We start from the raw sequence: 12,217 nt of genomic DNA on the forward strand, positions 1-12,217 counted from the left end.
GCTTCGGGCCTTGCCCTCTGTCCCTCGTCACTCCTGCAACGGCGAGAACCCCTATCCTGCCACGATGTCCCGAACGGGGGTATAGCCGCGCCGGATGGTTCGCAGACGGAGTCTCGCGCTCGCGAGAATGACGAGATAGGGGTTTGGTGCCTGCGTTGGCTGGTCCTTTTCACCTTGCTGCTTGTCGCCTGCCTCACGCCCACGCTCGCATACGCCAAGACCGTCACCGTCGGCTCGAAAAAGTTCACCGAGAGCATCATCCTCGCCGAGATCGCGCGCCTCAAGCTCGAGCAGGCTGGCGTTCCAGCGCAGCACCGGCGCGAACTGGGCGGCAGTCGCATCCTGTTCGACGCGGTATCCGGGGGCGAGATCAGCGCGTACCCCGAGTACACCGGCACGCTGCGGTACGAGATCTTCGCCGATCGCAAGCTAACCGACGATGCCGCCCTCGCCGCACTGCTGGCACAACGCGGGCTGGCGCTCTCGCGTCCCCTTGGGTTCAGCGACGGGTATGCTCTGGCAATCCGCGCCGACACGGCGAAGCGCCTCGGCGTAAACAAACTGTCCGACCTCGCTCGCCATCCGGAGTTGAACGTCGCCGTCTCCAACGAGTTCGTCGATCGCGGCGACGGGTGGCGCGCGCTGTCGGCCGCCTATGGCCTGGACGCCGTCAAGGTGCGCGGCATCGACCACGATCTTGCCTATCGCGCGCTCGCCGGCGGCCAGATCGACGTGACGGACGTCTATACCACCGATGCCGAGATCGCCGCCTACAACCTGGTGGTGCTGCAGGACGACCGCGCGTTCTTCCCGCGCTACGACGCCGCCTTACTCTATCGTCGCGACCTGCCGGCCAAGGCGATTGCCGCACTCGACGCCATGGCCGGCACTATCGACGAAGCGCAGATGCGCGAACTCAACCGGAAGGTCCGCATCGATGGCGTGAGCGAAACCGACGTGGCGCGACAAGCGCTCGGCCTGACCGCCAGCGTAGAGACCGACACCATGTGGTCCCGCTTGGTCGACCGCACCCGCGAGCATTTCGCCCTCGTCGCGGTGGCGCTCGGGCTGGCTCTGGTGATCGCCCTGCCGCTAGGGATCGCTTCGGCGCGCCTGCCACGGCTCGGCGCGCTGGTCCTGCCCTTGACCGGTCTGCTCCAGACGATCCCCAGCCTCGCGCTGTTCGTGATGCTGATCCCGCTGCTCGGCATCGGCGCCGCGCCGACGATCGCGGCGCTGTTCCTGTATTCGCTGCTGCCGATCGTGCGCAACACCCATGCCGGGCTGGCCGGGATCGCACCCACCCTGCTCGACAGCGCCAAGGCGCTGGGCCTGTCGCGCTGGACGCGGCTGATCCGCATCGAGCTGCCGCTGGCCCTGCCGACGATTCTGGCCGGCGTGCGCACCGCCGCGGTGATCGCGGTGGGTTTGGCAACGCTGGGCGCGATCGTCGGCGCGGGCGGATACGGCCAGCCGATCCTCACCGGCATACGCCTCGCCAACAACGGCCTGATCCTGGAAGGCGCCATCCCCGCCGCCCTGTTCGCGCTGGTGATAGAAGGTGCGTTTCACCTGCTCGAGCGCGCCATCACGCCGCGTGGATTGCGGCGAGCCGCTCGAAGCTGATCGACAGCACTGTCGATTAGAGGCTTGGCGCAAGCTACACCCTCGCCTAGCGTCGCCCTAAATCGGCAACGAAGGATGAGGAAAGACCGTGGCGAAATTTACCCCCGAGCAGGCCGCAGACGTTCTGGCGATCAAGCAGGTGATCTACGAATGGGGCGACGAACTCGACATCAACAACGGACTCGAGATCCTCGACTCCGGCGTGCTGGCGGATGACGTACGCTACTTCGTCGGCGGCGAATGGCGCGAGGGTAAGGACGGCGTCGCGAACTTCTATCAGGGCCGCAAGGCGCAGCTGGGTGAGAACGCCCCGGTCATGCGTCACATCATCTCCAGCTTGCGCGTCTCGTTCATCGATCCTGCGCACGCCAAGATCGGCTTTATCCTGGTGTTCTTCGCCAAGGCCGGCACCCCGCCGTTCGAAGGCTATTGCGATCCGCTCGCCGTCGCCGACGTGAAGATGGAAGCCACCCGTGACGCCACAGGCGACTGGAAGATCTCGCTCTTCGACAGCGGCCAGATCTTCAAGCGCTGAACCCTGACTTGAAAGCCCACTCGCGAAGCCGCGGGCGCCGCTCCCTTTGACCAGGAAGCAGTGCCCGCCGGTGCGGCGATGAGGACCGTGGTATTCCCGCCTGTTTGCGTAGCGTGTTAACCAGCACTGGCCCTGCGCCCGCAAACTGCTACACCCCGGCCTATGCGTCACTTCCCCCAGGCGGCCAGTACCGCCCTTGCCGCCGTTCTGTGTCTCTCCGCCTGCGCGCAGACCCAGGATCAACGCCCCGCCAGCGCCCCGCTGCCTACTGCCCCGACGGCCTCGCTAAAGGATCTGGTCGGTGCGGTGGATATCCCGTTCGAGAAGTTCACGCTCGACAACGGGCTGACCGTGATCGTCCACACCGATCGCAAGGCGCCGGTCGTTGGCGTGACGACCTATTATCGTGTCGGCTCTAAGAACGAGCCGCGCGGCAAGACCGGCTTCGCACATCTCTACGAGCACTTGTTCTTTGGCGGATCGGCCAACGCGCCCAGCTTCGACATTCCGCTGGAAGCGGCCGGATCCACCCCGACCAATGGCAGTACCTGGTACGATCGCACGAACTATATCGAGACCGTGCCCACCGGTGCCCTCGATCTCGCGTTGTTCATGGAAAGCGACCGCATGGGGCACCTGCTTCCCGCCGTGACGCAGGACAAGCTCGATAAGCAACGCGGCGTCGTCCAGAACGAGAAACGCCAGGGCGACAACGAGCCGTATGGCTTGATGAGCTATGCCGTCGGCGAAGGGCTGTTCCCGGTCGGTCATCCCTATCGCCACGAAACGATCGGCTCGATGGCCGATCTCGACGCCGCCAGCCTGGGTGACGTACGCAAATGGTTCACCGATCACTACGGCCCCAACAACGTGGTGCTGGTGCTCAGTGGCGATATCGACGCCGCCACAGCGCGGCCGCTGGTCCAGAAGTGGTTCGGCGACATCGCGCGCGGACCGGCTGTCCAGCCGGTACAAGCCGCGCCCATCACCCTGTCGGCGCCGCAATCGCGCGAGATGACGGATCGCGTGCCGGTCACGCGGTTGACCCGCAACTGGAGCGGACCCGGACTGAACGACCCCGATGCGATCGCGCTGAAGATAGGCATGACGATCCTGGGCGGTCTTGCGAGTTCGCGCCTCGACAATGCGCTGGTGCGCGGCAAGGAACTGGCCGTTTCCGTGACTGCCGGGGCACAGACCTTCGAGCAAGTCAGCTTTCTGCAAACGTCGATGGACGTCAAGCCCGGCGTCGACCGCAAGCTTGCCGAAGCCGCATTCGATCAGGTCACCTCCGAATTCGTCGCCAAGGGTCCGAGCGATGACGAAGTGCGCCGCGCGGTCACAAGTGCGCTCAGCGGCGAGATCGGTGGTCTGGAGGTGGTCGGCGGCATGTCCGGCAAGGGCGCGACACTGGCCGAAGGCGAACTCTATTCGGGTGATCCGGCCAAATACAAGGACGAGCTGGCTCGCATGGCGGCGCTCACGCCGGCTCAGGTGCGCGCCGCGATGCAGAAGTGGCTGATGCGGCCGACCTTCTCCCTCGATGTCGTACCCGGGGAGCGCACCGAATCCGGCGAAACCATGGGCGGATGGGGCGACGAGGCCGGCCAGAAGATCGCCGCCGACGCCAAGAAGCCCGCGCCTGCGCTCGCACCTGCCCCGAAGCGGGCGGAACCCGCGATCGCGCCCATCGCCGACCTCAAGTTCCCCACGGTCGAGCATGCGACCCTTTCGAACGGCATCCCGGTCGCACTGGCCCGACGCACCGCGATCCCCAAGGTGGCGATGTCGATCGCCTTCGATGCGGGCTTCGCGGCGGACTCGCTCGACACCCCGGGCACCCAGGCGCTCATGCTCTCCGGGCTGGAGCAAGGCACGACCACCCGCGATGCCACGCAGATCGCCGAGGAGCAGGAGCGCCTCGGAGCGTCGATCGACGCCGGTGGCAATCTTGACCGCAGTAGCGTGGCGATGTCGGCGCTGACGGCCAATCTGGCGCCATCCGTGGCGCTGCTGGCCGATGTGGTGCTGCATCCCGCCTATCGCGCCGAAGATGTCGCCCGCGTGCGCAACCAGCAGCTGACCGCCTTGCAGCAAGTCCAGGCTTCGCCGCAGGCACTGGCCCAGCGCACGTTGGACGGACTGCTGTTCGGCTCTCACCCCTATGCGCAACCTTCGGATGGCCTGGGTACCGGAACGACAGTCGCCAAGCTGACCCCGGCGGCGTTGCAAGCCGCTCACACCAAGTGGATGCGCCCCGACCTTGCCCACATCACCGTGGTCGGCGACATCACGATGGCGCAATTGAAGCCGATGCTCGAGGCCGCGTTCGGCACTTGGCGGGCACCGTCGTCGCCAGCGCCGCGAAAGGCGCTCGATGCCGCGGTTCCTAATGCGCAGCCGCGCATCGTCGTGCTCGATCGGCCTGCATCGCCGCAGTCGTTCATCGCTGCGGGCAGGACGATGCCGATCAACGGAACGACACAAGGTACCGAGGCGCTGAACCTTGCCAACGACGTGCTCGGCGGTGATTTCCTCTCCCGCCTCAACAGCGATCTGCGTGAAGACAAAGGCTGGACCTATGGCGTCAACAGCGCGGTCACGCGCCCCGTCGGGCCCCGCACGTTGCTGGTCTCGGCGCCGGTGCAGACCGACAGGACCGGTCCTTCGATCAAGGCTATCGTAGCCGACATGACGGCTTTCCCGGCCAAGGCTCCGGTCACTCCGGTCGAGTTGCAACGTGTCACCGAGGGCGCGATCCGCGGCATGCCGAACTCGTTCCAGACCAACGGCAGCGTCCTTGCCGCGATCGAGAACAACGATCGGCTGGGGCGCCCCGACGATTACTACGAGACACTCGCCAGCACCTATCGCCGGTTGGGCGCTCCGGCGATCGAGCAGGCGGCGCGAACCTATCTGCAGCCGAACGGCATGACGATCGTTATCGTCGGAGACCGCAAGGCAATCGAACCACAGCTCAAGGGCCTGGACCTGCCGATCGAATACCGGGCAGCCCCTGCCCTTGTGGCGGCACCGCAAGAAAGCACCGCACCATGAGCGTCGCAGGAACCTGGGATATCCGCATCAAGACGCCGATCGGCGAGCAGACGGCGCAAGTCACCGTGGTCCCCGATCACGTCGGCGGCTTCAACGGTAAGGTCAGCGGCGGCCCCGGATCGCTGGATATCACCGGCAAGATCGAAGGCAATCACCTTAGCTGGAAGATGAAGACCACCAAGCCGATGCCGCTCGACCTCGATTGCGACGCGGAGGTCGATGGCGATGTTCTGTCGGGCAGCGTCAAGGCGGGGATATTCGGCAAGATGCCGCTGAGTGGAACCCGAAATTAACCAGAATTGACGTAAGCCCCTGATATTACGCGAGCCCGCCACCACGCCGACGAAGAATCGGGTTCGCGTTGTCATCATGTCAGGGGACACCATGAAACTGCGTTTGCTTTCTCTACCTATCCTGCTGCTGGCGGGTGCCGGCCCCGCTCTGGCGCAGGAGCAGACCTCGCAATTCAGCGCCGGCGTCAGCGGTGGTACTCTTGGCATCGGCCCTGAAATCACCGCTCGTCTCTCGCCGGTCATCGCGGTGCGAGGCAGCGCTACATTCCTGAGCTTCAGCCACTCGGTCGATGGTGACGAGATCGAATACGATGGCGACCTCAAGCTCGCCTCCGCCGGTGCGGTGGTCGACCTGCACCCGTTCGCCAATGGATTTCGCGTCTCGGGCGGTGCGCGTTACAACAAGAACAAGGTGAAGCTGACTGCGACGCCCGGTGCCACCGAGACTGTCGAGATCGGCGGAACTCGATACGTCGGCGCGCAGATCGGACGACTCAATGGCGATGTCCGGGTAAAGCAATTCGCGCCCACGCTGACGTTGGGTTATGGTGGCGGCCTGACCAAGGGCGTGAAGTTCGGCATCGATGCCGGCGTGATGTTCGAAGGCAAGCCCCGCATCCGCGACTTGCGTGCCACAGGACCGATCGCGTCAAATCCTGCTTTTCAGGATGCTCTCGCCCGCGAAGAACAGGACATTCGCGACGATGTCGAGAAATACGACATCTTTCCGATCGTACAGCTATCCCTGGGCTACGCGTTCTAGCCTCGACAGCGGCGGGGTGGCCTGACGTCTGAAGCCACTGCTACGTTGTCACAGCGGGTGTGCTGGACGCAATTCCAGCATACCCGTTTCGCTATCCGCACGCCGCAGACCACGTACTCAGCCACCCTCATCCGCGAAGCCGCTTCGCACTGCACGGCCGCACCACCGCGGCCCCGTTGCGTCGACGACGGCCCCTGAGAGTATCCGCCGAGGCGGCGCCGCTAGCCCAGCTTCGACTTCAGGATCTCGTTCACGACCTGCGGATTGCCCTTGCCCTGCATGGCTTTCATCGTCTGCCCGACGAAGAATCCGAACAAGGCCTGCTTGCCGCCACGGTACTGCTCGACCTTGTCGGCGTTGGCAGCGAGGATGGTATCCACCGCAGCTTCGATCGCACCGGTATCGGACTCCTGCTTAAGTCCTTCGCGCTCGACGATGGCACTGGCGCTGTCACCCGTCTCGAGCATTTTCTCAAGCACCTGCTTGGCGATCGAACCCGAGATGGTGCCCTTTCCGATCAGCGCCAGCAATTCGGCACCGGCCGATGGTGAAACCGGCGACTCTTCGAGCGGTTTGGCCAGCTTGTTCAGCGCGCCGAACAACTCGGAAATGAGCCAGTTGGCCGCCTGCTTGGCGACGTCGGCTGGCTGCTTGCCGATCGCAGTCGCCGTCTCGCCAAGCAGAAGCTCGAACCAACGGGCGGTGTCCACCTCGGCAGTCAGCACCGCCGCGTTGTAGGGAGAGAGACCGAGTTCGCCTTCGTACCGCGCGCGCTTGGCGTCGGGCAGCTCGGGCAAAGAATTGCGGCAGTCTTCGAGGAAAGCGTCCTCAAGCACCAGCGGCAGCAAGTCGGGATCGGGGAAATACCGATAATCGTGCGCATCTTCCTTCGAGCGCATAGAACGCGTGGTGCCCGTACCCGGGTCGAACAGACGGGTCTCCTGCACGATCTTGCCCCCATTTTCGAGAACGTCGACCTGACGGTTCGCCTCATACTCGATCGTGGCCATCACGAAGCGCACGGAGTTGACGTTCTTGGTCTCGGTGCGGGTGCCGAATGGTTCGCCAGCCTTGCGCACGCTGACGTTGACGTCGGCACGCATCGACCCTTCCTCCATGTTGCCGTCACAAGACCCGACATAGCGCAGGATCGCACGCAGTTTGCGCACATAGGCGCCAGCCTCGGCGGGCGAACGCATGTCGGGCTGGCTGACGATCTCCATCAGCGCGACACCCGAGCGGTTCAGGTCGACATAGGACATCGTCGGATGCTGGTCGTGCATCAGCTTGCCGGCGTCCTGCTCGACATGGATGCGTTCGATGCCGATGATCTTCGCCTCGGGTAACCCGGCCTTCTCATCGGCGTCGATCGTCAACGAGCCCGCGCCGACCAGGGGATGATAAAGCTGGCTGATCTGATAACCCTGCGGAAGGTCGGCGTAGAAGTAGTTCTTGCGGTCGAAACGCGACCATTTGTTGATCTGCGCGTCGATCGCCATGCCGGTACGCACCGCCTGGCGAATGCACTCGCGGTTGAGCACGGGCAACATGCCCGGCATCGCCGCGTCGACAAGGCTGACCTGGGCGTTGGGTTCCGCACCGAACGCGGTGGCGGCGCCGGAAAACAGCTTGGAATTCGAAGTGACCTGCGCGTGGACCTCAAGGCCGATCACGACCTCCCACTCGCCGGTCGCGCCCTGGATGCGATATGTGTTCATGCCTCGTCAGATATCCCCTTGGTCCGCGCGTGCAAGAGCAAACTGGCGGATTCGGGCACGCTCACGACCCGATCAGCATGCGACTTCGCCCTGGGGCCAGCCGGCGCACCAGCCATACCGTCGCCATCGTCAGCGTCATTATCACGATCAGCAACAGGAAGAACCTGAACTGGCTTCCCTCGCCAAGCGTCGGCCAGATCGCAAAGGCCTGCCGCACCGCCGCCACATAGTACGCATGCACAAAGAATATTCCGAAGGCGTAGCGCGCCAGCAGATCGAGCGCGGGCACTCGCTCGGCCGTGAAGCGGGACAGAACACCAAGCAGCGTCAGGCAGAAGAAGGTCGTAATCGGCAACCGATCAAACATGGTTCCGGCATAGTCGGCATAGACGATCACGCCGAACAACAGTGCCGACACCATTGCCATCGCCAACCAATGGCGTGCCAGCATCGGAGTGATCCGCGCGTGATAATGCGATACCAGCATGCCCAGCATGTAGATCGGCAGGTAGTGCAGCGCGGACTGCATCGGCTGCATGTCATAGAGCGGCCGGGGCACGATCGTGATGGCGCAGGCGAACAGCGGCACGATTCCGATGTAGGCGACCGGAGCACGGTCGATCGCGGCCAGCAACGGTGACAGCACATAGAAGATCGCCATCATTGGGATAAACCAATAAGGCCCCATCTGCGCACCTGTCAGTACGAGCAGCGCCAGCCGTTCGCCCACCGGCATCGTCGCCAGCAGTTCCGCGAAATGCGGATGCGCCTTCAGGTTGGCGCCATAGAGCATCAGCGCCGGCACCGACATGATCAGGTAGGGCAGGATCACGTTGCGCAGCTTGGCTCGCAGGTACTTGCCGTAGGCGAAGCGCCCGAGCAGATACTGGAACAGGTAGCCCGAAATGAAGATAAAGAAGATGTTGAGATCGGACCAGACCGCGGTCAGGTGCGAGCCAATGCTTCCCGCTCGCCACTCGAACGCGTTATAGCAATGGCCGGCGACGATCGGAACGATCGCCATTCCGCGCATGTGGTTGATAGGATGCGAAAAGCCGCTCGACGGTCGGGGAAGAGCGACGCGCCGATCATCGTGCGATGCCATCCCCCCCGAGGCCGGGGCGGCGTAGCCCCCAGTGCTGATAAAATCCAGATTGGTCGTGCCGCCTTGATCCGTCATCGCGCCAGAGCATTGGCGGATGACAGTCCGGCCGCAACGCCAGAAACATCGGGATCCGACCTAGGCTGTCACCACCACTTGGCGGGGGTCGCCGTGAACCCCGCCCGCTGCTCGATGGCGAGGCCGGCGTCGAGCACCCCTTGCTCGTCGAACGCCCGACCGATGATCTGCAGGCCGAGCGGCAGACCCTCGCGGTTGAGCCCGGCGGGTACCGACATCGCCGGTAAGCCCGCGAGGCTGGCGGGCACTGCGAAGACGTCGTTGAGATACATCGAAAGCGGATCGTCGACATTTTCGCCCAGCGCGAAGGCGGCCGAGGGAGCCGTCGGTGCCAGGATCACGTCGCACCGTCCGAAAGCCGCCTCGAAATCGCTAGCGATTAGCGTCCGCACCTTTTGCGCCTGGGTGTAATAGGCATCGTAGAAGCCAGCCGAAAGCACGTAAGTGCCGATGAGGATGCGCCGCTTCACCTCGGCGCCGAAACCCGCGGCACGGGTGGCTGCGTACATGTCCTGCAAGCCGGAGCCCGCCGGCAAGTCGCGCAGACCATAGCGTACGCCATCGTAGCGCGCGAGGTTGGACGAGGCTTCGGCCGGCGCGATGATGTAGTAAGCCGGCAGCGCGTATTTGGTGTGCGGCAGCGAGATGTCGACGATCGTGGCGCCGGCATCCCTGAGCCAGGCGATACCATCGTCCCACGACTTGGCGACATCGGCGTCCATACCGTCCATGCGGTATTCGCGCGGGATGCCGACGGTCTTGCCCGACAGGTCCGCGTTCAGACCCGCCGCCCACTCAGGCACCGGCAGGTCGAGGCTGGTTGAATCCTTGGGATCGAAGCCGGCCATGGCTTCGAGCATGATCGCGCAATCGGTGACGTCGCGCGCCATCGGCCCGGCCTGATCGAGCGAGCTGGCAAAGGCGACGACACCCCAGCGCGAGCAGCGGCCATAGGTCGGCTTGATGCCGGTGATGCCGGTGAAGGCGGCGGGCTGACGGATCGAGCCACCGGTATCGGTGCCGGTCGCGGCCGGGCACAGCCGCGCCGCGATCGCAGCGGACGAACCGCCCGAGGAGCCACCCGGAGCGAGGGCCGCACTGCCGCCGTCGTTGCGCTTCCACGGGTTGACCACGTTGCCGAAATGGCTGGTCTCGTTCGACGAACCCATCGCGAATTGGTCGAGGTTGAGCTTGCCCAGCATGCCCGCACCCGCATCCCACAGCTTTTGCGACACCGTGCTCTCGTATTCTGGCACGAAGCCTTCGAGCATGTGGCTGGCAGCCGTGGTCTGCACGCCGGCGGTGGCGAACAGGTCCTTCATGCCGATCGGCACGCCGCCCATCTTGCCCAACGGCTGGTTGGCGGCGCGCTTCGCGTCGATCGCCTGTGCCGCCTCGATCGCCATATCGGGCGTGGCGACGATAAAGGCGTTCAACGCGGCTTGCGCCTCGGCGACGTTGGCATTGAACGCTTCCGCCACTTCGACGGCGCTGAAGGAGCCGGCGGCAACGCCGTCACGAATGGCGGCGACGCCAAGTTCGGTCAGATTGGTCATGCTTATTCGATCACCTTGGGCACGCCGTAAAAGCCGTGCTCGGCAGCGGGTGCGTTGGCCAGGACCTTCTCGCGGATGCCGCCACCGGTAAGCGGATCGGCATCGATCACATCGTCGCGCAGGCGCAGCGTGTTGGGGATCACCGCTGTCATCGGCTCCACCCCGGAAACGTCGACTTCGCCAAGCTGCTTGACCCAAGCCAGGATGCCGTTGAGTTCAGGCACCATCGCCTCGACCTCGTCACCGCTCAACTTGATGCGAGCGAGGGAAGCGATCTTCGCGACGGTTGCGGTATCGACCGACATGGTTCGTCCTCATGTCCGCCAGGCTGACGCCCGACAAGGCCCGCGCGAACGGGCGGGGAAGCGGCGAAAGTGGCAAGCACCTCCGCCAGATTCAAGCGACGCGTTGGCGCCGGGTCACTGCGTCGGCGGCAAGCTTTGCGGCACGGCGCCCGGAGCACCGGCGGCGCCCGCGCCACCCATCTGCATCTGCTGCATCTGCTGCATGATCCGCTGCTGCTGCTCGATCTCGGCGCGACTCTTGAAGTCGAGCAGTTCGATTTCGAAGTTCAGGTCGGTATTGGCGGGGATCGGTCCGGTCGCCTTGTCGCCATATCCCAGTTGCGAGGGGATATGGACCTTGTACTTGCCGCCGCGCTGCATCTGTTCAAGCGCCTTGGTGACGCCCGGCACGACTTCCGCGAGCGGCAGAACCGCCTGCTTGCCCTCGTCGAACACCTTACCGTCAGGGAGCGTGCCCTTGTAGTTGATCAGCGCGACGTCTTCCCGCGTCGGTGATTCACCGGTACCCTTGGTGATCGTCTCGACGTCGACCGAAGGCGGCATCGTGGCATAGGCCACCCCACCACCCAGCAATGCGACGACGGCGATACCAAGCCACAGCTTGGTCAGGCTGCCCTTGCCGATCGGCTGGAGCGGGACGCGGTGGATCTCGGTCATCTGGGTCGGGCCTCGCAACAAGTAAGGTCTGGACAAAAAGGTCTGGCGAAAACGCAAAGGGCGCGGATCCGGTCCGCGCCCTCATGGCTCAAGCAAGGCGACCGTTCAAGCGAAGAGGCGCGGCCCGCCCCTGCGCCGAACAGCCGGCAAATCCTACTTGGCGCCGTCACGCTCCAGGCGCTTGCGCTCGAGCTTGCGAGCGCGGCGCACGGCGGCCGCCTTCTCGCGAGCACGCTTCTCGGACGGCTTCTCGAAGTGACGGCGCAACTTCATCTCACGATAAACGCCCTCGCGCTGCAGCTTCTTCTTGAGCGCGCGCAGAGCCTGATCGACGTTGTTGTCCCGGACGAGAATTTGCATAAATCGAAGAACCTCACAAAATGCGAAACGAGGCCATCCAGCGCTTGCCTGCCGAACCGCCCGCAAAAAACTTACAATGACGAACGCCGCCGATCCCTCCGGAGGATCTGCGACAACGGCGCGCCGCTACCAGAGTCGCTACGTCTTGGCAACCCTGCAGGGTGTGA

Annotated in this window: 11 protein-coding genes; 5 read left to right on the plus strand and 6 right to left on the minus strand. The window is 64.4% G+C overall.

Annotated elements, in window-relative coordinates; genetic code table 11:
• Positions 1 to 174: 174 nt before the first annotated feature.
• From ACXJ1Z_RS02925 to ACXJ1Z_RS02945, 5 genes are all read left to right on the plus strand, one after another.
• Positions 175 to 1,626 carry a glycine betaine ABC transporter substrate-binding protein gene (locus ACXJ1Z_RS02925; RefSeq protein ID WP_463779416.1) on the plus strand — a complete coding sequence of 484 codons (1,452 nt, stop codon included), beginning with the start codon at positions 175 to 177 and terminating at the stop codon, positions 1,624 to 1,626.
• 88 nt (positions 1,627 to 1,714) lie between these two features.
• Positions 1,715 to 2,161 (plus strand): nuclear transport factor 2 family protein, encoded by a 447-nt coding sequence (locus ACXJ1Z_RS02930; protein WP_463779418.1) that lies wholly within the window; start codon positions 1,715 to 1,717, stop codon positions 2,159 to 2,161.
• 162 nt (positions 2,162 to 2,323) lie between these two features.
• Positions 2,324 to 5,218 carry a M16 family metallopeptidase gene (locus ACXJ1Z_RS02935; RefSeq protein WP_463779419.1) on the plus strand — a complete coding sequence of 965 codons (2,895 nt, stop codon included), beginning with the start codon at positions 2,324 to 2,326 and terminating at the stop codon, positions 5,216 to 5,218.
• Complete coding sequence (locus ACXJ1Z_RS02940; RefSeq protein ID WP_463779421.1) at positions 5,215 to 5,511, plus strand: hypothetical protein; 297 nt, start codon at positions 5,215 to 5,217, stop codon at positions 5,509 to 5,511. Before ACXJ1Z_RS02935 ends, ACXJ1Z_RS02940 begins: the two co-directional genes overlap by 4 nt.
• Before the next feature lie 91 nt (positions 5,512 to 5,602).
• Entirely contained in the window at positions 5,603 to 6,274 is a 672-nt protein-coding gene (locus ACXJ1Z_RS02945) for a hypothetical protein (protein WP_463779423.1), read from the plus strand.
• Between the two features lie 221 nt (positions 6,275 to 6,495).
• Here ACXJ1Z_RS02945 and gatB read toward each other — a convergent pair whose 3' ends face one another.
• From gatB to rpsU, 6 genes are all read right to left on the minus strand, one after another.
• Positions 6,496 to 7,992: an Asp-tRNA(Asn)/Glu-tRNA(Gln) amidotransferase subunit GatB gene (gene gatB, locus ACXJ1Z_RS02950; RefSeq protein WP_463779424.1), complete on the minus strand. Its 1,497-nt coding sequence runs from the start codon at positions 7,990 to 7,992 to the stop codon at positions 6,496 to 6,498.
• Between the two features lie 61 nt (positions 7,993 to 8,053).
• Positions 8,054 to 9,172 (minus strand): acyltransferase family protein, encoded by a 1,119-nt coding sequence (locus ACXJ1Z_RS02955; RefSeq protein WP_463779425.1) that lies wholly within the window; start codon positions 9,170 to 9,172, stop codon positions 8,054 to 8,056.
• Between the two features lie 68 nt (positions 9,173 to 9,240).
• The gene (gene gatA / locus ACXJ1Z_RS02960; protein ID WP_463779427.1) at positions 9,241 to 10,728 is read right to left on the minus strand and encodes an Asp-tRNA(Asn)/Glu-tRNA(Gln) amidotransferase subunit GatA; all 1,488 of its coding nucleotides are present in this window, start codon (positions 10,726 to 10,728) and stop codon (positions 9,241 to 9,243) included.
• A 2-nt stretch (positions 10,729 to 10,730) separates the two neighbouring features.
• Positions 10,731 to 11,033, minus strand: coding sequence for an Asp-tRNA(Asn)/Glu-tRNA(Gln) amidotransferase subunit GatC (gene gatC / locus ACXJ1Z_RS02965; protein ID WP_463779428.1), 303 nt, complete (start codon positions 11,031 to 11,033; stop codon positions 10,731 to 10,733).
• A gap of 114 nt (positions 11,034 to 11,147) precedes the next feature.
• Positions 11,148 to 11,690 carry an FKBP-type peptidyl-prolyl cis-trans isomerase gene (locus tag ACXJ1Z_RS02970; RefSeq protein WP_463779429.1) on the minus strand — a complete coding sequence of 181 codons (543 nt, stop codon included), beginning with the start codon at positions 11,688 to 11,690 and terminating at the stop codon, positions 11,148 to 11,150.
• A 153-nt stretch (positions 11,691 to 11,843) separates the two neighbouring features.
• Positions 11,844 to 12,050, minus strand: a complete 207-nt coding sequence (gene rpsU, locus ACXJ1Z_RS02975) for a 30S ribosomal protein S21 (protein ID WP_127708418.1) — start codon at positions 12,048 to 12,050, stop codon at positions 11,844 to 11,846.
• Between the last annotated feature and the right edge of the window lie 167 nt (positions 12,051 to 12,217).

The organism is Novosphingobium sp. TK46 (assembly GCF_055361525.1).

Bases quoted from the DNA above. Each gene is read 5' to 3' on its own strand.
- ACXJ1Z_RS02940 (WP_463779421.1), top strand. From the start codon at position 5,215: ATGAGCGTCGCAGGAACCTGGGATATCCGCATCAAGACGCCGATCGGC.
- ACXJ1Z_RS02935 (WP_463779419.1), top strand. From the start codon at position 2,324: ATGCGTCACTTCCCCCAGGCGGCCAGTACCGCCCTTGCCGCCGTTCTG.
- ACXJ1Z_RS02945 (WP_463779423.1), top strand. From the start codon at position 5,603: ATGAAACTGCGTTTGCTTTCTCTACCTATCCTGCTGCTGGCGGGTGCC.
- rpsU (WP_127708418.1), bottom strand. From the start codon at position 12,050: ATGCAAATTCTCGTCCGGGACAACAACGTCGATCAGGCTCTGCGCGCG.
- gatA (WP_463779427.1), bottom strand. From the start codon at position 10,728: ATGACCAATCTGACCGAACTTGGCGTCGCCGCCATTCGTGACGGCGTT.
- gatB (WP_463779424.1), bottom strand. From the start codon at position 7,992: ATGAACACATATCGCATCCAGGGCGCGACCGGCGAGTGGGAGGTCGTG.
- ACXJ1Z_RS02970 (WP_463779429.1), bottom strand. From the start codon at position 11,690: ATGACCGAGATCCACCGCGTCCCGCTCCAGCCGATCGGCAAGGGCAGC.
- gatC (WP_463779428.1), bottom strand. From the start codon at position 11,033: ATGTCGGTCGATACCGCAACCGTCGCGAAGATCGCTTCCCTCGCTCGC.
- ACXJ1Z_RS02955 (WP_463779425.1), bottom strand. From the start codon at position 9,172: ATGACGGATCAAGGCGGCACGACCAATCTGGATTTTATCAGCACTGGG.